18 protein-coding genes are annotated in these 19839 nt (G+C 65.9%); 15 read left to right on the forward strand and 3 right to left on the reverse strand.

Features of this window, described 5'->3' with window-relative positions:
* Window positions 1–87: 87 nt before the first annotated feature.
* Window positions 88–873: an enoyl-CoA hydratase/isomerase family protein gene (locus FX134_RS01130; protein WP_080797146.1), complete on the reverse strand. Its 786-nt coding sequence runs from the start codon at window positions 871–873 to the stop codon at window positions 88–90.
* Window positions 874–1424: 551 nt separating this feature from the next.
* Between FX134_RS01130 and fixA the strand changes: the two genes are divergently transcribed.
* The 4 genes from fixA (at window position 1425) to FX134_RS01150 (ending at window position 4914) form a co-directional block, all read left to right on the forward strand.
* Window positions 1425–2183, forward strand: a complete 759-nt coding sequence (gene fixA, locus FX134_RS01135; RefSeq protein ID WP_080797147.1) for a putative electron transfer flavoprotein FixA — start codon at window positions 1425–1427, stop codon at window positions 2181–2183.
* A 51-nt stretch (window positions 2184–2234) separates the two neighbouring features.
* Window positions 2235–3119 (forward strand): electron transfer flavoprotein subunit alpha/FixB family protein, encoded by an 885-nt coding sequence (locus FX134_RS01140; RefSeq protein WP_080797148.1) that lies wholly within the window; start codon window positions 2235–2237, stop codon window positions 3117–3119.
* 197 nt (window positions 3120–3316) lie between these two features.
* Entirely contained in the window at window positions 3317–4618 is a 1302-nt protein-coding gene (locus FX134_RS01145) for an FAD-dependent oxidoreductase (protein WP_232050802.1), read from the forward strand.
* Window positions 4615–4914, forward strand: coding sequence for a ferredoxin family protein (locus FX134_RS01150; RefSeq protein WP_080797150.1), 300 nt, complete (start codon window positions 4615–4617; stop codon window positions 4912–4914). Before FX134_RS01145 ends, FX134_RS01150 begins: the two co-directional genes overlap by 4 nt.
* Window positions 4915–4973: 59 nt before the next feature.
* Here the strand turns inward: FX134_RS01150 and FX134_RS01155 are convergent, their stop codons facing one another.
* Complete coding sequence (locus tag FX134_RS01155) at window positions 4974–5915, reverse strand: LysR family transcriptional regulator (RefSeq protein WP_080797151.1); 942 nt, start codon at window positions 5913–5915, stop codon at window positions 4974–4976.
* 11 nt (window positions 5916–5926) lie between these two features.
* Window positions 5927–7843 (reverse strand): sigma-54-dependent Fis family transcriptional regulator, encoded by a 1917-nt coding sequence (locus FX134_RS01160; protein ID WP_172623327.1) that lies wholly within the window; start codon window positions 7841–7843, stop codon window positions 5927–5929.
* Window positions 7844–8203: 360 nt separating this feature from the next.
* On the opposite strand from FX134_RS01160, the gene FX134_RS01165 reads away from it, so the two are divergent.
* The 11 genes from FX134_RS01165 (at window position 8204) to FX134_RS01215 (ending at window position 19807) form a co-directional block, all read left to right on the forward strand.
* A complete protein-coding gene (locus FX134_RS01165) occupies window positions 8204–9325 on the forward strand; it encodes an acyl-CoA dehydrogenase family protein (RefSeq protein WP_080797153.1) in 1122 nt (373 codons plus the stop codon).
* A 61-nt stretch (window positions 9326–9386) separates the two neighbouring features.
* Window positions 9387–10592: a CaiB/BaiF CoA transferase family protein gene (locus tag FX134_RS01170; RefSeq protein ID WP_080797154.1), complete on the forward strand. Its 1206-nt coding sequence runs from the start codon at window positions 9387–9389 to the stop codon at window positions 10590–10592.
* Between the two features lie 117 nt (window positions 10593–10709).
* Window positions 10710–12242, forward strand: a complete 1533-nt coding sequence (locus FX134_RS01175) for a class I adenylate-forming enzyme family protein (RefSeq protein ID WP_232050980.1) — start codon at window positions 10710–10712, stop codon at window positions 12240–12242.
* A gap of 51 nt (window positions 12243–12293) precedes the next feature.
* The gene (locus tag FX134_RS01180; protein WP_080797156.1) at window positions 12294–13064 is read left to right on the forward strand and encodes an enoyl-CoA hydratase/isomerase family protein; all 771 of its coding nucleotides are present in this window, start codon (window positions 12294–12296) and stop codon (window positions 13062–13064) included.
* A gap of 62 nt (window positions 13065–13126) precedes the next feature.
* Window positions 13127–13876 (forward strand): adenine nucleotide alpha hydrolase family protein, encoded by a 750-nt coding sequence (locus FX134_RS01185; RefSeq protein ID WP_080797157.1) that lies wholly within the window; start codon window positions 13127–13129, stop codon window positions 13874–13876.
* Between the two features lie 21 nt (window positions 13877–13897).
* Window positions 13898–14788, forward strand: coding sequence for an electron transfer flavoprotein subunit alpha/FixB family protein (locus FX134_RS01190; RefSeq protein WP_080803619.1), 891 nt, complete (start codon window positions 13898–13900; stop codon window positions 14786–14788).
* Window positions 14789–14798: 10 nt separating this feature from the next.
* A complete protein-coding gene (locus tag FX134_RS01195; protein ID WP_080797158.1) occupies window positions 14799–16094 on the forward strand; it encodes an FAD-dependent oxidoreductase in 1296 nt (431 codons plus the stop codon).
* Window positions 16091–16390, forward strand: coding sequence for a ferredoxin family protein (locus FX134_RS01200; protein WP_080797159.1), 300 nt, complete (start codon window positions 16091–16093; stop codon window positions 16388–16390). Before FX134_RS01195 ends, FX134_RS01200 begins: the two co-directional genes overlap by 4 nt.
* A 154-nt stretch (window positions 16391–16544) precedes the next feature.
* Window positions 16545–17033: a DUF1269 domain-containing protein gene (locus FX134_RS01205; RefSeq protein WP_080797160.1), complete on the forward strand. Its 489-nt coding sequence runs from the start codon at window positions 16545–16547 to the stop codon at window positions 17031–17033.
* Between the two features lie 442 nt (window positions 17034–17475).
* Complete coding sequence (locus FX134_RS01210) at window positions 17476–18051, forward strand: helix-turn-helix domain-containing protein (protein WP_080797161.1); 576 nt, start codon at window positions 17476–17478, stop codon at window positions 18049–18051.
* Window positions 18052–18061: 10 nt separating this feature from the next.
* On the forward strand, window positions 18062–19807 hold the full coding sequence (locus FX134_RS01215) for an AMP-binding protein (RefSeq protein ID WP_232050803.1): 1746 nt from the start codon (window positions 18062–18064) through the stop codon (window positions 19805–19807).
* Window positions 19808–19839 lie beyond the last annotated feature (32 nt).

The raw sequence follows: 19839 nt of genomic DNA on the forward strand, positions 1-19839 counted from the left end.
CCCCGGGCTGGCGAGGGCCCGGGGTTGCGCGCGTCTCGCGGGGTGCGGCCTGCGAGACGCCGTTCGTCCGCCGAAGCGGGGGAGATGCTACTTGCCGATCCAGTTCGGCTCGCGCTTCTCGACGAAGGCCGCGGGGCCCTCGATGCCGTCGGCGGTCTTCTCGAGGAAGCGGTAGGCCGCGTCGGAGTAGCGCATCGCGTCCTCCTCGGACATCTGGTCGGCGGCGTGCACGATGTACTTCGTCCACTTCAGGGCCAGAGGCGCGTTCTTCAGGCAGGCCTCGGCCAGCTCGATGGCCTTGTCCATGACCTCCTCGGGCGGCACGACGTAGTTGATCAGGCCGAGCGCCTTGGCCTCGGGAGCCAGGATCTTCTTGCCGGTGAGCAAAAGCTCCATGCAGTCCTTGCGGTTGATGTCGCGGGCGAGGCGCACGAGGCCGCCGGTGGAGGCGATGATGCCCAGACCCACCTCGGTGCAGCCGAACTTGGCGCGCTCGGAGGCCACCACCATGTCGCAGGACAGGGCGATCTCCATGCCGCCGCCGGCCGCGGAGCCGTTGCAGGCCGCGATGACGGGCTTGGAGCACAGGCGCGCCGTGAGGCCGCCGAAGCCGTGCTCGGTCACGGTCTGGCACTCGCCGCCCTCGGAGAGCTCGGAGAGGTCCTCGCCGGCGCAGAACACCTTGCCGGTGCCGGTGACGATGATCGCGCGCACCGCCGGGTCGAGCTCGGCGTTGTTCATGATGTTCTCCATGGCCTTCGACGTCACGCCGTTCAGCGCGTTCGCCACCTCGGGGCGGTTGATGCGGATGATCAGCAGGCCGTCCTCGCGAAGCTCGGAAACGACGGTGTCGGTGCCGTAGTAATCTGCCATTGCTCCTCCTTGAATGATTGCGACTCTCTGCGATGCCGGGCGATGCCCTCGGCATGCCAACCATGATGCCCCGCACGGCCGCCGCGCGCATCGCAAGCCGCGCAGTATCTCGATGATACCGAAAAAGGGGGCATCGCAAGAAAAGCAGTAGGCGGCGCGGCAGGCCTGTGCGAACGGCGTCTCTCGGCCTGCCGGAGGCGCTTGGAAAAGCGTGCCCGCCGCCCCCGCTCGGCCCTTCCGCGTCGCCTCGGAGAAGGCCCCGTGCCGGCGATCGCGGCCGTTGCGGGCCCCGCCGCGCGAGCGCGCCCGCGACGTGCCGGACGCGCCTTCCCGAGCATCCCCATCGCTTCCGAAGCACTTGCGAGGGCATCGCAAAATCCCTGCTCGCGCATAGTTAAAAGCTAAGTAATGATGTTTTCACGGCAGTTTTGCGATGACGGCGCGGCAACGGCGAGGCATAGTGCACCCAACGCGTCGGGGCCGCATGCAGCGTTCCCGGCACCTCTGACAGTAGAAGCCCGAATGAGGAAGACGAGAAGGGAAAGGTTAGCATGAACATCGTTGCTGCTTTCAAGGTGGTTCCCGACGACCAGGACATCCAGGTGGCATCCGACCGCACGCTGGACTACTCCAAGGCCAAGGGCATCGTGTCCACCTACGATCTGAACGCCCTCGAGGCCGCGGCTCAGCTGGCCGCCGCCAACGACGGCTCGCGCGTGGTGGCCGTCACGGCCGGCCCCGCGTCCATCGACGACTCCAAGCTCAAGAAGAACGTGCTCGCCCGCGGCGTGGACGAGCTGTTCATGGCCGCCGACGACGCCTACGCGAACATGGACGCCCATGCCGCCGCAGCCGCGCTCGCCTCGCTCGTGGAGAAGGTGGGCGGCTATGACCTCATCCTCTGCGGCGACGGCTCGGCCGACAACTACGCGCAGCAGACCGACGTGCAGCTGGCCGCCAAGCTGGGCCTGCCCGTGGTGAACGGCGCGACGAAGATCGAGGCGAAGGACGGTGCCGTGGTGGTCGAGCGCACGCTCGAGGACGTGGTGGAGACCGTCGAGGTCCCGCTGCCCGCCGTCGTGTCCGTCTCTCCCGACATCGCGCTGCCGCGCATCCCCGGCATGAAGGACATCCTCGCCGCCGGCAAGAAGCCCATGAACGTGTCCGGTGCGGACGCCGCGACCGAGGCCGCCCTCGAGACCATCTCGTGCCTCGCGCCCGAGCAGGCCGACCGCAAGCAGCAGGTCGTGGAGGCCTCTGCCGACGGCGCCATCGAGCAGTTCGCCGCCGCCCTCAAGGCCGCCCTCTAGGCCCCGCGTCCATCCGTCGATTCCATCGTTCACGTAGAAAGGCTGAACATCATGAAAGCACTTGTCATCGCCGAACGCGCCGACGCCGCCCGCGAGCTTTCCGCCGGCGCCCGCACCATGGCCGACGAGGTCGTGCTCGTCTCCTTCGGCGAGGCCCCCGCGGCCGTCGCCGACAAGGTCGTCTCCATCTCCGTGCCCGCCGGCGCCGTCCTCGACGACGCGGCCGACACCGTGATCGCCGTCTTCGACGCCGAGCAGCCGGGCGTCGTGCTCGTCGAGCCCACGCGCCACATGAAGTCCATCGCCGGCAAGCTGGCCGCGCATGCGGGCACCTCGGTGATCACCGACGTCATGTCCTTCGAGGACGCGGGCGCCCGCGCCATGTACTTCGGCGGCGTGGCCGAGCGCGTGCAGAAGGCCGCCGGCGCCCTCGCCATCTACACGGTCGCCCCCGGCACGTTCGAGGGCTGCGAGGCCTCCGGCGCAAACGCCTCCGAGGAGGCCGCCTGGGTGGCTCCGGCCAACCCGATCAAGCTCATCGACTCCAAGCCTATCGAGAAGAGCGGCGTGGACCTGTTCAAGGCCGACGCGGTCGTGGCCGCCGGCCGCGGCTTCGCCGAGGAGGCCGACCTCGACCTCGCCCGCGCGCTGGCCGACAAGCTGGGCGGCGGCCTGGCCTGCTCGCGCCCCCTCACCGAGGGCGTGAACTGGCTGCCGACCGAGCTCTACGTGGGCGTCTCCGGCCTGATGCTCTCGCCGAAGGCGTACGTGGCGGCCGGCATCTCCGGCCAGATGCAGCACATGGTGGGCTGCAACCGCTCCGGCGCGATGTTCGCCATCAACAAGGACAAGAACGCCCCCATCTTCAAGCAGTGCGACTACGGCCTGATCGGCGACGTGAAGGACGTCCTGCCGAAGCTCGTGGCGGCGCTCTAACAACCTGGCCGGGAGGGGTTCGGCAGCGTCCAGTCGCTCGGACAGTCCTCGCTGCGCTGCGGCGACGCGAAGCTAGTCCCTTTAGGGGAACTCGCTTGGTGGACGCAGCCGAACCCCTCCCTCCGTTTACCGCGCTGCCATGAGATTCGGCGGGGCGGCCTTACTAATAAACTATGGAAGAGAGAAAGGAGCACACGGTGTCTGAGAGCGATTTCGACGTCATCGTCGTGGGCTCGGGGTGCGCGGGGGCCGTGGCGGCCTACACCGCGGCCTCGGCCGGCAAGAGCGTGCTCGTGGTCGAGCGCGGGAACTTCGCCGGCGCGAAGAACATGACCGGCGGGCGCATCTACTCCCACTCGCTCAAGGAGGTGTTCCCGGACTTCGAGTCCGAGGCGCCCCTCGAGCGCAAGATCACCCACGAGCGCATGGCGTTCATGGACCCGGAGAGCCAGATGGCCATCGACTTCACGAGCCCCGAGCTCGCCGAGGAGGGGAGGGACTCCTACTCCGTGCTGCGGGCGCCCTTCGACCAGTGGCTGGCGAGCAAGGCCGAGGACGCGGGCGCGGAGTACATCTGCGGCATCGCCGTGGAGGAGCTCATCAAGGACGGGGCGGGCCGGGTCGTCGGCGTGCGCGCCGGCGAGGACGAGATCACCGCGCAGGTGGTGATCCTCGCGGAGGGCTGCAACCCGATCCTGTCCGAGCGCTGCCTCGGCAACCCCCGCCCGAAGCCCTCCCAGATGGCCGTCGGGATCAAGCAGGTCTTCGAGCTTCCCGCGGGCCAGATCGAGGACAGGTTCCTCGTCCCCGAGGGCGAGGGCGCGGCGATGCTGTTCGTCGGCGACTGCACGCACGGAAGCGTCGGCGGCGGGTTCCTGTACACCAACAGGGACTCCATCAGCCTCGGCCTCGTGGCCACGATCTCGCTGGCGGCCGACGGCGCGAACGAGACGCCCGTCTACCAGATGCTCGAGGACTTCAAGAACCACCCGGCCGTGGCCCCCATCATCCGCGGCGCGAAGCTCGTGGAGCACTCCGGCCACATGGTGCCCGAGGGCGGCTACGGCATGGTCCCGAAGTACGTGTTCGACGGCTGCCTCGTGGCCGGCGAGACGGCGGGGCTGTGCATGAACATGGGCTACCAGGTGCGCGGCATGGACTTCGCCGTGGCGAGCGGGCGCATGGCCGCCGAGGCCGCCGTGGCCGCCATCGACGCGGGCGACACGAGCGAGGCGGGCCTGGCCTCCTACAAGCAGAAGATGGAGGGCTCCTTCGTCATCCAGGACCTGAGGACCTTCTCCAAGTGGCCCCATGTCATGGAGGGCTGGTCGAGCATGTTCACCGACTACCCGGTCATGGTGCGCGAGATCTTCAACGCCATGTTCAGCGTGGACGGCAAGCCCCAGAAGCCGCTCATGAAGCGCATGATGCCCATTGTGAAAAAGCGCGGCCTCTTCAAGCTGGCCGGCGAGGTGAGGAAGGCGGTGAAGGCGCTGTGAGCAAGGTGAACGAGATCACGGTCAACGTCGACGAGTACCTGGCCATCGACAAGTACGAGGTGGACGAGGAGAGCGCGCACATCGAGCTCGTCGAGGACCCCGACACCGAGGAGTTCATGAAGCTCGTCCGCGTGTGCCCGGCGGCCCTCTACAAGATCGACGCCGAGGGCAAGAAGTCCTTCGACTACGCCGGGTGCCTCGAGTGCGGCACCTGCCGCATCGCCTGCGGCGACACGATCGTGAAGAAGTGGGACAACCCCCAGCCCACCATGGGCGTCGAGTACCGCTTCGGCTAGGAACGAACCGCCAACGACGAGACCCGGCCCCGGCGACCAAGCGTCACCGGGGCCGTTTCCTATCCGGAGATTTCGTTCGCCTTGGCCATCTCCATCTGCTTTTGGAACGATTCAGTGTCGGGCATCGCAAGGGTGAAGGCCACTTGCAGGAAGCCGTCAACTTCCTCGGTTCGGTACGGCCCCCATTTGGCGGAGAGGTACGTGCCGAACGTCCCCCGCTCCATGCCCTCGATGGCAAGAGCCTTCACCTGGGGGTAGAGCTTGATATCGGAGGTGTAGCGCACGAGCGCGATCACGTTCTCGTCTCCGCTGGCGGCGAGGTAGAGCATATTGTCCTCGTCGTAGTCCTGTTCGGCGCTCAGCCCCCGCTCTTTGAGAAGCAAGGGCGTCTTTCCGGCCAACGGGGCCGAAGGATGGTAGCTGACCAGCTTATAGCGGGAAAGCAGCGCGGCATCCGCGGAGTCGCGGCGGGCAAGCGGGTTGTTCCGGTTCACGACGGCGACAAGGTCGTAGTAGCCCATGTTCACGCAGCGGACGTTCTCCTCGTCCATCTCGGCCAAGGTGACGATCGCGTCGATTTCGCTGCGCTCCAGCATGCCGACGAGCTCCTGCCGCGCCGCCACCGTGGTTTCGACTTCCAGATCGGGCTTGCTTTTCCGCCTCGAGATGTCGATCAGGATGTTGAAATACTCAGCGCGCACCTGGTGCTCGCGCCCGATGCGGATGACGGGTTGCAGGGCATGGGGCACCTGCTTGGCCAAGGACGCCCCCTCTTCGATGTTGTCGAGGGCTCTGGAGACGTACCGGTAGAAGATCCGCCCCCCGTCGGTGGGCTCGAGGCGGTGGCCGTTGCGCGAGAACAGCTCGAGGCCGATCTCCTTCTCAAGCGATTTGATCGCATTGGTCAGGGCCGGCTGCGTGACGTAGAGCTTCTTGGCCGCCTCCGTGATCTGGCCCGTCTCGACGATCTTCTTGAAATACTGCAGATGTTGGATGTTCATGGCGCGGCTTTCTATTCGTCGACGATCCCGTATTTCCTCATCCTGTTGTACAGCGTCTGGCGGCTGATGCCCAAAACGCGCGCGCACTCGGTCTTGTTGTCCCCGATCTTGTCAAGGACGCTGCGCAAAGTGGCCTCCTCCTGGCTTCGGGCGTTTTGATTCGACGGCCTTCGCGTTGGGGTGCGCCTCGTTTCCGGAGGAGCGCATGCGACGATGCCCGCGGGGAGATCGCGCGGCGTGACGGATTCGCCTCGGACGTCGAAGTGGAGCTTCGCCAGCACGTTGCGAAGCTCGTGCAGGTTGCCGGGCCACGGGTACTCCCTGAGCGCCCGCAAGGCCTCTTCGGTGAAGGAAAGCGCCTTGCGGCCCGTTTGCTCCGCGGCATCCTCGAGGAGGGGCGCGAGAACGTCCTCGAAGTCGTCCGAGCGCTCTCGGAGCGGAATCGACTCGATGCGGACGACGTCGAGGAGGTAGAGCAGATCGGCCCTGAACAGCTCTTGGCGTGCTAGTTGGGACAGGTCGGCGTGCGACGAGGCGATGAGGCGAGCTTCGAGCGGATGCTGCTCGAAGCCCTCGGCATGCGCGAACATCGAGTTCGTCAAGGCGTCGGCGAGCCTTGCCTGAACGGAGGAGGGGATGCGCTCGATCGAGCTGAGGTAGAGGGTGCCTCCCCGCGCTCGCTCAAGCGCTCCGGGCTCTTCGCATCCCTGCGCCTCGCTTCCGAAGATCGCCCGAGCGAGGCCCTCATGCTCGACCGAGGCGCAATCCAGGTGCACGAACGGCCCATCGGGCGCGCTCAGGTTGTGGATGATCCTCGCTATCAGCGCCTTTTCCGTACCCGGCTCCCCGCAGACGAGCACGCTCGCACCCGTCCGGGCTGCCCGCTCGACGGTCTGCCTCAGCTCTGCGACCCTCTTTCCCGTTCCGCGGAGCGAGGCAGGGCTGGCTGACGCCATATGCGCGGGAACGCCTACGCGAGGCGCCTCCTGCAGGGTGTAGACGGTCTCGCCGGCCGCCGAGGCGGCTTCGTAGCGCCGCGCAACGTATTCGCGCGATCCTGTGCGCAGCATGCCGATCATCCGCTCTCGACCTGCGCGATCTCGGCGCGCCGCAGGCATCGGCTCGAGCGCTCGCACGAACCCCGACGCGTCCGCCCCCTTCTCCAGCGCGCAGCGTCCGCCCACGGCCGAGGCGAACCCCTCGCTCAGCGAGACGACGCGCCCCTCGGCGTCTGCGACCATGCACGAGGTCCGATGCTCTTCGAGCAGCTCTCCGAAGAAGGCGTTGCCTATCAAGCCGGCCGCGCCCGTCTGGCGGGCCTCGAACGCGACGTCGCATGCGTCGAGGACGAGCTTGACAAGCGGCAACAGCGCCTCCGCGTCCAGCTTGTCGGGGACGAGCGCCATGGTGCGCACGGACGATCTCGGCGACGGCGCGTTCGCCGCGGTCGCGAACCCCTCGAACGCCTTGGAGAAGTGCTCGCCCGGCTTCAAGAAAGTGCGAACGTTGAGGAAGGGCGAGAGCGACAACGCGTTCGTTCCGGCGCTGCGCTCGGACAGGCTGGCCCCGCGGTCGATATTGCGCTCTGCAAGCCTTTTCAGCACGTTGGGGTGGCCGATCATCCGGACCACGCGCAGGGAGCGGTTTGCGAAGGCGAACGCGATGCGGCTTTCTGCGCAGAGCTCGTCGAGCGATCGGGCGAAATCCGCCGCCCCCCTCTCGGCAAGGGGATCCTGGCCGCCGGCTGCGTAACCGTCGATCCAATCCGCGATGGGGGGAAGGCGCGCGCTGCTCGGATCGACGCCGAACGCGAGGGATCTCCTCCAGCTGTCGGCTATCGTCTCCGGCAACGAGTCAAGCGTCTCTTGGTGCTCGTGGAGCCAGGTCTGCTTGATGTTCTCAAGGCTCTCGATAACGAAGTCATCCACGGCATCCCCCTCGCTTTCTGCGGCGTTGTCAACATTGTACATGATCGTGAAGAAAATGGACGGTTCGTTTCGACGAGCCTGAATGCGGTTCCTTGACGTTGCATAGCGGTACTGCTTTACGCCATCATTTGTTTCACCTGTTGAAATAGGATGACACCTTGACGCTGCGACATGTCTTTACGCACATTGACACGCCGCCCCCTCCGAGCGGATTCCAAATATAACAAGGCGAATCGGGGCGCGCTTCGTCTCGGTGATAGCATGCGTCGCGTCAAGCCTCAGGGCCCGTAAAAGGGGCCGTGCGAGGACGGCGAGCCATCGATGCCTGAGGGCACCACCGTATGAGAGGAAGGAAGCGCTATGGGCTATTTCAACGAAGATCAGGAGATCATTCTCGACTCGGTCAAGGAGTTTTGCGAGACGGTGCTTGCCCCGCGCGTAGCGACCGATCTGGAGCAGGACGTCTTCCCCATGGATGTTCTCGAGAGCATGCGCGAGCTCGGCTATCCGAACTGCACCATTTCGGAGCAGTGGGGAGGACTGGGGGAGAGCATGGTGCTGCATTCGGCCATCGAGGTCGAGGTGGCGAAGACCAACCTGTCCATGGCGCTCATCGGCTGCTCGAACCCCATCGCCACGCTGGTCGAGCAGATCGGCACCCAGGAGCAGAAAGAGGCCTTCATGCCGGGCCTCGTGGCAGGGCAGGGAGGCCTGGGCTTCACCGAGCCGTGCGCGGGCTCCGATTCCGCGGGCATCCAGACGACGGCCGTCAAAGACGGCGACGAGTGGGTCATCAACGGCCAGAAGACCTTCATCAGCTTCTTGGGCATCTTCGACTGGTACCTGATCTCCGCGCGCACGAACGAGACCGACCAGGGCGGCATCTCGGCGTTCCTCGTCCACAAGGACACGCCGGGTCTCAAGATCGGCTCGCTGTTCGACAAGCTGGGCATGCACGGCTCCAACACGGGCGAGCTGTTCTTGGAGGACGTGCGGGTGCCCCAGCTCAACATGATCGGGAAGGAGAACCACGGCCTGCGCGGCGTGCTGAGCGTGCTCGACGAGGCGCGCATGGGCACCGCGAGCGCTGCGGTGGGCATCGCGGAGGCAGCGCTCGAGAAGGCCGTCGTCTACGCCAAGGAGCGCATCGCGTTCGGCAAGCCCATCTCATCGTTCCAGGGGATCTCGTGGTACTTCGCCGAGATGGCCGCCAAGATCTCGGCCGCCCGCGCGCTGCTGTTCGAGGTGTCGCGCGATTTCGACGAGGGCAAGAACGTGGCCGCCGGCGCCGCGAAAGCCAAGTGGTTCGCCGCGCAGGTGGCCGTCGAGGTCACCGATCGCGCCGTGCAGATCTGCGGCGGCATGGGCATCGTGGAGGATTACGGCGTGGCGCGGCTCTACCGCGACGCCCGCGTGATCCCCATCATCGAGGGCACCGACGAAGTGCTGAAGATCGTCGTCGCGCGCGACGTTCTGCGATAGGGCGTTACGGGCCGCCAAGGCGGCGGCCCGCGCATATACATCTGAACGAACAGGAGAGGTTATGAAAATCACCGAAATGCCCGCGTTCGGCAACCTGCAAGGCCTGAAGGTCGTCGCCTGCCACACGGCGCTGGCCGCACCGTACTGCGCGAGCGTCTTCGCCGAGAACGGCGCCGAGGTCATCAGCATCGAGAACCCGGGGAAAATGGACGTCATGAAGCTGTACGGCCGCACCTTCTCCATGGAGCACCGCAACAAGCGCAGCCTGGGCCTGAATCTGAAGGCCGAAGGAGGCAAGAAGGTGTTCTCCAAGCTCATCGGCGAGGCGGACATCTTCATCGAGAACTCCAAGCCCGGCACGTGGAAGAAGCTGGGGTTCAGCGACGAGGATTTGTGGGCCATCAAGCCCGACCTGGTGATCGTGCATATTTCCGGCTTCGGCCAGTACGGCGATCCCGCTTTCGTGCCGCTGCCGGCATACGACATGATCGGCCAGGCGTTCTCCGGCATCATGTCCATGAACGGCGTGAGCAACGAAGCCGGCCCCATGTACCTCAAGCCTTACACGTGCGATTACATGTCCGGTCTGATAGGCGCCTGGAGCGCGCTGGCGGCCTATATCAACGCGAAGCGCACCGGAACGGGCGAGAGCATCGACGTGGCCATGTACGAAGCGGCCGCCCGTCTGCAGGCCGGCTACCTGTGCGATGCGGTGACGGATGGCAAGCAGCCCGACCGCATCGGCAACGGCGACTCGCTGACCGCCTGCGATGTGGTGTACCGCACCTCCGACGACAAGTGGGTCATCCTGGCCATTCCCATCCCGAGCCCTGCCTTCATCGCCGAGATCGGCCTGGGCGACGACCCTGAGCTCAGGGACGGCGGCTTCGTGGGTCGCACCGATCCGCGCGCGCCTCGCTATATGCAGGCTATCGAAGATTACGTCGCCTCCCATACGCGCGACGAGGTGCTGGCCATGGGCGCCAAGTTCGGGATGCCGTCAAGCCCCGTTCTCGACTACGCCGAGTGCAAGCAGAACCCCCATTGGGAAGCGCGCGAAACCCTCGTGCAGTGGTACGACCCGTTCACCAAGACCGACACGACTGGCGTGGGCATGGTTCCCAAGTTCAAAAACAACCCTGGTCAAATCGTGCGGGGATCGGTCGGGGTCGGCGTCGATACCGACGACATCCTCGAGGAGTTCGGCTTCCAGCCCGACGAGATCGAGAGCCTGCGCGCGGAAGGCGCGGTGACCGGAGAGCGCTAGGCGCCAGTCCGGGCAGTGCGCGTATCGTTTGGCCGAGGGTCGCCTTGGGACGACGGGCGGCCCTCGCCGATATCGAAGGGATTCGTTGTCATGCAGTCGTTTATCGAGGATCTTACGATGTTTCGCGCTCGCCGGAACCCCCGGGGCGAAGCGGTGCTCGATTGGGACACCGGCATTCGCTACACCTGGGGGGATCTACGAGAAAGAGCGGAGCGCCTGGCGGGGTTTCTGGTTCATCGGATCGGCCTCGCCAAGGGCGATCGAGTGGGGTTTTTGTGCCCTGTCGATATCGCCATGATCGACATGTGCTCGGCGTCCTTTACCACGGGCATCGTCGTCACCACCTACAATTACCGCCTCAAAGAAGCCGAGCTTGTCGACATGATCGACAACGAGTCTCCCAAGGTCATGTTCTTCACCAAGGCGAACGAGGAGAAGGCGGCGCGGCTTCGGATGCGCGCGTCGACGCCGTTCGTGCCGATCTGCATCGACGGCTATGCCGCGGAGGCCTCGTGGTCGATGGCCGATATCATGGCCGCCTCCGACATTCCCGGTGCGAGCCAAGCTGATGTGCGCCCGGAAGATCCTGCGATGCTCATTCACACCGGGGGCACCACGGGCCGTCCCAAGGCGGCCGTGCTGTCGTTCCAGTCGCTGTTTCTGAACTCCGTAAGCGAGCTGGTGACCATGCGGCTCACCGAGAGCGACCGCGCCTACGTGTGCATGCCCTTCTATCACACGGGAGGGTGGAACGTGTTCACGCTTCCCCTGCTGCTTGCCGGCGGAAGCGTGATCCTCAGCCGCGAGTTCTCGCCCGACACGTTCTTCGACGTGGTTGAGCGTGAGCGGCCGACGATGTTTTTAGCGGCCGACATGATGTATAAGGCCATCGTGAACCATCCGCGCTTCTCCGAAGCCGACCTCTCGTGCTTCAAATGGGTGGCTGGTGGCGCGAGCGCCATCTCGGAGACGTCGATGCAGCCTTTCTGGGACAAAGGGGTGCGCTTCTTCATCGGGTACGGCATGACGGAAACGGGTCCGAACAACTTCTTCCCGGACGTGGGCATGACCTTGGCCCAGAACAAGGCCAAGTCGCAAACCGTCGGCAAACCCATGGCGTTCACCCAGGCCCGCATCGTCGACGCCGACGGGCGCGATGTCCCCGCGGGCGTTCGCGGCGAGGTGCTCATGCGCGGCGGCCTGTCGTTCAGCGGCTACTGGCGAAACGAGGAGGAGACCCGGGCCATCGTGCGCGAAGGATGGATCCACACGGGGGATATGGGCTACCGGGATGACGACGGCGACTTCTACGTTTGCGGCCGGCTCAAGAACATGTTCATCTCGGGCGGGGAGAACGTGTTTCCGTCCGAGATCGAGCAGTGCCTCGAAGCGTTTCCCCCGGTGCGGGAGGCATGCGTGATCGGCGTGCCGGATGAGCGCTGGGGAGAGGTGGGGAAGGCCCTGCTCGTGCTCGAGCCGGGAGCCGAGTTCGAACGCGACGAGCTGTGCGCCTTCCTCGCAGCCAACCTGTCGACGATCAAGCGTCCGAGGCATTACGAGATCGTGGGCGAGATACCGAAGAACGAAGCGGGCAAGCGCGATGAGCAGCTGATACGCGCGAAGTACGGATGCGACCGCGTTGCTTGCTAGAGCAGTCTGCGCGGCGCGCATCAGATCCATACACTAGGATAGGAGCACAACATGGAATACCAGAAGATCGCATTCTCGAAGAACGACGGAGTGGGCATCGTATCGCTGGACAGCCCCAAGAACATGAACGCCGTCGACGAGCTGCTCATCGAGGAACTCGTCGATGCGCTCAACGTCTGCGAGAATGACCCCGATGTGCGCGCAGTGCTGCTGAACAGCACGGGCCGCGCGTTCTCCGGCGGCGGCGACATCGGCTATATGTACCAGAAGATCAAGAAGGGCGATCTTGATTTCGAGTCGAGCTTCAGGGACGTCGCGCTGGCCATGAAGGGGATGAAGCGCCTGTCGAAGCCCATCGTCGGCGCGGTCAACGGCGCCGCTGCGGGAGCCGGTTTCATCCTGGCGCTCGGCTGCGACTACGTCGTGGCGGCCGAAGACGCGTTCTTCCTCTCCGCGTTCGTCAACGTCGGGCTCGTTCCCGACACGGGCGGCCTGTATGTCATGAGCCGCGCATTGGGCGCCAACAAGGCTGCTGAATTGGCGCTGACCGGGCGTATCGTGAAGGCCGAGGAGGCGAAGCAGCTTGGTTTCGTGGCGAAGGTCGTTCCTGCCGACGAGCTTGCCGACGCTTCCATGAAAGAGGCTCGGAGATTCGCCTCCGGCCCCGCTATGGCGTATCGCAAGACCAAAGAGCTGCTCTATCAATGCCAGTTCGCGGATTTCGACGAGTATGTGCCCTGCGAAGTGAAAGCGCAGGGAGCCTGCGTCGAAACGCAGGATTTTCGCGATCGCGTGATCGCTTTCGTGGAGAAGAAGCGCTGATCGTCCCGGCGGCAGGGCCTCGAGCGGCCCTGCCGATTTTCTCGAAAAGAAAGGTCTCATCCATGAACATCGTTGTTTGCTGCAAGGTGGTCCCCGACGATCAGGACATCCAGGTGGCGGGCGACCGCACGCTGGACTACTCCAAGGCGAAGCCGGTCGTTTCCACCTACGATCTGAACGCCCTCGAGGACGCGGCCCAGCTGGCCGACGGGGGCCGCGTGGTCGCCGTCACGGCCGGCCCTACCTCCATCGACGACTCCAAGCTGAAGAAGAACGTGCTCGCGCGCGGCGTGGACGAGCTCTTCATGGCCGCCGACGACGCCTGCGCGAGCATGGACGCGCGCGCTACGGCCGAAGCCCTGGCCGGCGTGCTGGGCCGGGCGGGGGAGTACGATCTCGTGCTCTGCGGCGACGGCTCGGCCGACGACTACGCGCAGCAGGTTGACGTGCAGCTGGCCGCGCGCCTCGGCCTGCCCTCGGTGAACGGGGTCGTGAGGATCGTCCCCGAAGGCTCGTCCATCCTGGTCGAGCGCGCGCTCGAGGACGTGGTGGAGACCGTGCGCGTGCCCCTGCCCGCCGTCGTGTCCGTCTCTCCCGACATCGCGCTGCCGCGCATCCCCGGCATGAAAGACATCCTCGCCGCCGGCAAGAAGCCCATGGACGTAGCCGCCGCCGAGGCCGCGCCCGCGGCCTCGCTCGAAACGGTTTCGTGCCTCGCTCCGCAGCAGGTCGACCGCAAGCTGGAGATCATGGACGCCGCCGACGACGGCGCCGTCGAGAAGTTCGCCGCCGCCCTCAAAGCGGCCCTGTAGGGAAAGGTCAGGTGCATGCATATGAAAGCACTCGTTATCGCCGAACGTTCCGAAGCCGCCCGCGCCCTCGCCGCCGGCGCCCGCGCTCTCGCTGACGAGGTCGTGATCGCGGCGATCGCCGGGCTGGAGCCTGGCGAGGGGGCCGCCGACAAGGTGGTGAGGATCGCGCTGCCTGACGGCGCGGTGTACGACGACGCGGCCGACACGGTGATCTCCGTGTTCGACGCCGAGCGGCCGGGCATCGTGCTCGCCGAGCCCACGCGCCGCATGAAGGCGATCGTGGGCAGGCTGGCGGCCCATGCCGGGACCTCGGTGATCACCGACGTCATGGAGTTCGGGGCCGACGGCGCGAAGAGCCTCTACTTCGGCGGCGTGGCCGAGCGCGTGCAGAAGCCCGTAGGCGACGTGGCCGTGTACACGGTGTCGGCCGACGCCTTCGGGGACGCGCAGCCGAGCGGCGCGGGAGCCGTGGAGGAGGCCGCCTGGGTCGCCCCGGCGAAGCCCCTGGAGCTCGTGTCGTCCAAGCCCCGCGAGCTGAGCGGGGTCGACCTGGGCAAAGCCGACGTCGTCGTGGCCGTGGGCCGCGGCTTCGCCGAGGAGGGCGAGCTCGACCTGGCGCGGGCGCTGTGCGACAAGCTCGGCGCGGGCCTCGGGTGCTCCCGCCCCCTCACCGAGGGCGTGGACTGGCTGCCGCGCGAGACCTACATCGGCGTCTCCGGCCTCATGCTCTCGCCGAAGGCGTACGTGGCCTGCGGCATCTCCGGCCAGATGCAGCACATGGTGGGCTGCAACCGCGCGGGCGCGCTGTTCGCCGTCAACAAGGACAAGAACGCGCCGGTGTTCAAGCAGTGCGACTACGGCCTGGTGGGCGACGTGAAGTCCGTCCTGCCCGCGCTCGTCGCGGCGCTCTAGGGAGGCGGACATGGCTGATTTCGACGTCATCGTCGTGGGCTCGGGGTGCGCGGGGGCCGTGGCGGCCTACACCGCGGCCTCGGCCGGCAAGAGCGTGCTCGTGGTCGAGCGCGGGAACTTCGCCGGCGCGAAGAACATGACCGGCGGGCGCATCTACTCCCACTCGCTCAAGGAGGTCTTCCCGGACTTCGAGTCCGAGGCGCCCCTCGAGCGCAAGATCACCCACGAGCGCATGGCGTTCATGGACCCGAAGAGCCAGATGGCCATCGACTTCACGAGCCCCGAGCTCGCCGAGGAGGGGAGGGACTCCTACAGCGTGCTGCGGGCGCCCTTCGACCAGTGGCTTGCCTCCAAGGCCGAGGACGCGGGCGCGGAGTACATCTGCGGCATCGCCGTGGAGGAGCTCATCAAGGACGACGCGGGCCGCGTGGTCGGCGTGCGCGCCGGCGAGGACGAGATCACCGCGCAGGTGGTGATCCTCGCGGAGGGCTGCAACCCGATCCTGTCCGAGCGCTGCCTCGGCAACCCGCGCCCGAAGCCCTCCCAGATGGCCGTGGGCGTGAAGCAGGTCTTCGAGCTTCCCGCGGGCCAGATCGAGGACAGGTTCCTCGTGCCCGAGGGCGAGGGCGCGGCGATGCTGTTCGTCGGCGACTGCACGCACGGAAGCGTCGGCGGCGGGTTCCTGTACACCAACAGGGACTCCATCAGCCTCGGCCTCGTGGCCACCATCTCGCTCGCGGCCGACGGCGCGAACGAGACGCCCGTCTACCAGATGCTCGAGGACTTCAAGAACCATCCGGCCGTGGCCCCCATCATCCGCGGCGCCAAGCTCGTGGAGCACTCCGGCCACATGGTGCCCGAGGGCGGCTACGACATGGTCCCGAAGTACGTCTTCGACGGCTGCCTCGTGGCCGGCGAGACGGCGGGCCTGTGCATGAACATGGGCTACCAGGTGCGCGGCATGGACTTCGCCGTGGCGAGCGGGCGCATGGCCGCCGAGGCCGCCGTGGCCGCCATCGACGCGGGCGACGTCTCCGAGGCGGGCCTGGCCTCCTACAGGACGGCCATGGAGGGCTCCTTCGTCATCCAGGACCTGAAGACCTTCTCCAAGTGGCCCCACGTCATGGAGGGCTGGAGCTCGATGTTCACCGACTACCCCGTGATGGTGCGCGAGATCTTCAACGCCATGTTCAGCGTGGACGGCAAGCCGCAGCAGCCGCTCATGAAGCGCATGATGCCCATAGTCAAGAAGCGCGGCCTCTTCAAGCTGGCCGGCGAGGTTCGGAAGGCGGTGAAGGCGCTGTGAGCACGATCAAGGAGATCACGGTCAACGTCGACGAGTTCCTGGCCATCGACAAGTACGAGGTGGACGAGGAGAGCGCGCACATCGAGCTGGCGGAGGACCCCGACACCGAGGAGTTCATGAAGCTCGTCCGCGTGTGCCCCGCGGCCCTCTACAAGATCGACGCCGAGGGCAAGAAGTCCTTCGACTACGCGGGGTGCCTCGAGTGCGGCACCTGCCGCATCGCCTGCGGCGACACGATCGTGAAGAAGTGGGACAACCCCCAGCCCACCATGGGCGTGGAGTACCGCTTCGGCTAGGATCGTTTTGGCATAAAAGGGGACTGTCCCCTTTTATGCCATTTTTACGTGAGGGCCACAGTACGGAGGCGAACGGCAACGATACGGGTCGTTCGCCTCTTCGCGGCTTTAGAGTGGGAGCTCGAAGCGAACCTATGGAAAGGAGCTCCCCTCTATGAGTACCCTCGTCGTGCTCGGTTATCCGAGCGAGCAGGAAGCGAAGTCCGCGTACCAGAAGATCCTCGAGCTGGACAAGAATCTCATCGTCAGCCTGCAATCCATCGCCGTCGTGGCCAAGCGCGCCGACGGCAAGTTCGACGTCGTCACGCCCGGCTCGGCGGTGGGCACCTCCGCCGTCTGGGGCCTGTTCTGGGGCACGCTGTTCGGCCTGCTGTTCTTCGTTCCCATCTTCGGCGCGGCGCTCGGCGCGGGCATCGGCGCGCTCACGGGCCTCGTCGCCAAGCGCGGCGTCGACAAGGATTTCCAGGAGCGCGTGCGCAGCCTGCTGTCCGCCGACGATAGCGCCGCCGTGTTCATGGTGGTGGACGAGATGACCACCGACAAGTTCGTCGAGGCCGTCAAGCCCTTCGGCGGCGACGTCCTGCAGACCTCCCTCTCCTTCAAGGACGAGGAAGAGCTCAAGCACGCCCTGTTCAAGGAATAGCCCCGGCCGCACATCCGAAGCGCCTCCTGCGAAGCTGCCCACCCGGCAGCTTCGCCCGCGTTGGGGGCACGGAAGGGCGGTTCTGCGTGCGCTGCCTGTCGTCCAGCCTCCTTCTTGCATGGGATTTCCAGATTCTTGGCCAGAATTTCCGAAATATGTATTCGAGGCACGGAAAACAAAAGGTTTCGGGCTGGCTCCGTGCTTGCACGATTTCGCGACCTGCGCTTATACCGGCGGTCGGCTCGTATCGCGGTCTGCGGAGTACATATTTCGAAAATTCTGGCCGAGAATCGGGAAATCTGTTGCATAGAGCACTCCCGCGCGCCTGCCGGTTTCGCCTTCCTGCGCGGCCATTCGCTCCTTTTCCGGCGCAATCGGGCGCAAACAGGGGATAATGATGGGCTGACAACGTGAACGACGACCGCGAGGAGGGGACGGCACCATGTCCGACGAGAACAAGCTGGGGAAGAAGATAGCCACGCTGCGCGAGGCGCACCACCTTTCGGCGCAGGACCTGGCGGATCGCTGCCAGTGCGACGTCGGCGTGATCGAGGGCCTCGAGGCGGGGGAGGTGCCGGCCTCGCTCGCGCCGCTCATCAAGATCACGCGCGCGCTGGGGGTGCGCCTGGGCACGCTCATGGACGACGACGAGAGCCTGGGCCCCGCCTACATCGACGCCGACCAGATGCACGAGGTCGAGCGCGTGAAGAGCCTCGAGACCACCTCGGGCGGCGACCTTTCCTACTTCAGCCTGGCCGCCGGCCGCCCGTCGCGGCACATGGACCCGTTCGTCATCACGGTGGATCCCACCGGCGAGACCGACCACGAGCTGGTGGGCCACGAGGGTGAGGAATGGCTCTACGGCATGGAGGGCGCGATCGAGATCGAGTACGGCAAGGAGATCTACGTGCTGCACCCCGGTGAGAGCATCTACTACGACTCCATCGTGCCCCACCAGGTGCGCGCTCACGACGGCCAGAAGGCGAAGTTCCTCGCCGTGGTCTATACGCCTATTTAGGAGGGATTCCATGACCTCTTGTCATCCTGAGCGAGCGCAGCGAGTCGAAGAATCCCGCGCGGCGTCAGCCGAAACCTCCGCTTCCGCTCCCATCCCCGGCGACCCCGACTACCCGCTGCACTCCGAGAAGACTATCGGGCGCTACTTCCGCGACCAGGTGGCGATCGATCCCGACCACGAGTTTGTCGTGTACCCCGACCGCATGCTGCGCTGGACCTACCGCGACTTCGACGAGCGCACCGACAACCTGGCCCGCGGCCTCCTGGCCATCGGCATGCGCCCGGGCGACCACTTGGGCGTGTGGGCGCGCAACATCCCCGACTGGCTCACGTTCATGTACGCCACCGCCAAGATCGGCGTGGTCATGGTCACGGTGAACCCCATCTACAAGTCCCACGAGCTGGACTACGTGCTCAAGCAGTCCGACATGAAGGCGCTCTGCGTGATCGACGCCTACCGCGACGTCGACTACCTCCAGATCATCCGCGAGCTCGTGCCCGAGACGCTCACCCAGCAGCGCGGCTACCTGGAGTCGGAGACGTACCCCTGCCTGAAGAGCATCATCTACATGGGCCCCGAGAAGCACCGCGGCTGCTACAGCGTGCCCGAGCTCATCCTGCTGGGGCAGCACGTGCCGGCCGACGCGCTCACGGAGGCCGAGTCCCACTTCGACAACAACAGCGTGGTCATGATGCAGTACACCTCGGGCACCACGGGCTTCCCGAAGGGCGTCATGCTCACGCACCGCAACATCCTGAACAACGGCTTCTACATCGGCGAGGGGCAGAAGCTGGGCGCGGATGACCGCGTGACGCTGCCGGTGCCGTTCTTCCACTGCTTCGGCTGCGTGCTCGGCGTCATGGCCAGCCTCACGCACCGCTCCACCATGATCATCGTTGAGGACTTCGACGCGGGGCTCGTGCTGCAGGCCATCCACAAGGAGCGCGCCACGGCCGTCTACGGCGTGCCTACCATGTTCATCGCCGAGCTCAACCACCCCGACTTCGACACGTTCGACCTGTCCAGCCTGCGCACGGGCATCATGGCCGGAAGCCCCTGCCCGCCCGAGACCATGCGCGAGGCCATGGACAAGATGAACCTGCGCGAGATAACCATCTGCTACGGCCTCACCGAGACGAGCCCCGTGTTCACGCAGACGAGCGCCGACGACGACCTCGAGCACAAGTGCGAGACGGTGGGGCGCAAGCACCCGCCGGTGGACGTGCGCGTGATCGACCCCGACGACGGCCATATCTGCGGGCCCGGCGAGCCGGGGGAGCTCTGCTGTAAGGGCTACAACGTGATGAAGGGCTACTACAAGATGCCCGAGGAGACGGCGCGCGCCATCGACGAGGACGGCTACCTGCACTCCGGCGACCTCGGCACCGTGGACGAGGACGGCTACTACCGCGTGACCGGGCGCATCAAGGACATGATCATCCGCGGCGGCGAGAACATCTACCCGCTCGAGGTGGAGAACTTCCTGCTCACCATGCCCGGCGTGCTCGACGCGCAGGTGGTGGGCATCCCCGATGAGCGCCTCGGCGAGATCGTGGGCGCGTTCATCCGCGTGCGCCCGGGATACGAGGGCATGACCGAGGAGGACGTGCGCGCCTTCTCCATCCCGCGCATCGCGCGCTACAAGGTGCCCAAGCGCGTGTTCTTCGTGGACGACTTCCCCATGACGCCGTCCATGAAGGTGCAGAAGTTCAAGCTCCGCGAGATGGCCGAGGAGCTCGTGCGCGCCGGGAAGTGATAGCGGGCGCGGCGGCGTGACAATATCCCCGT

It is taken from the genome of Arabiibacter massiliensis (assembly GCF_902386925.1).
Lineage (GTDB): Bacteria > Actinomycetota > Coriobacteriia > Coriobacteriales > Eggerthellaceae > Arabiibacter > Arabiibacter massiliensis.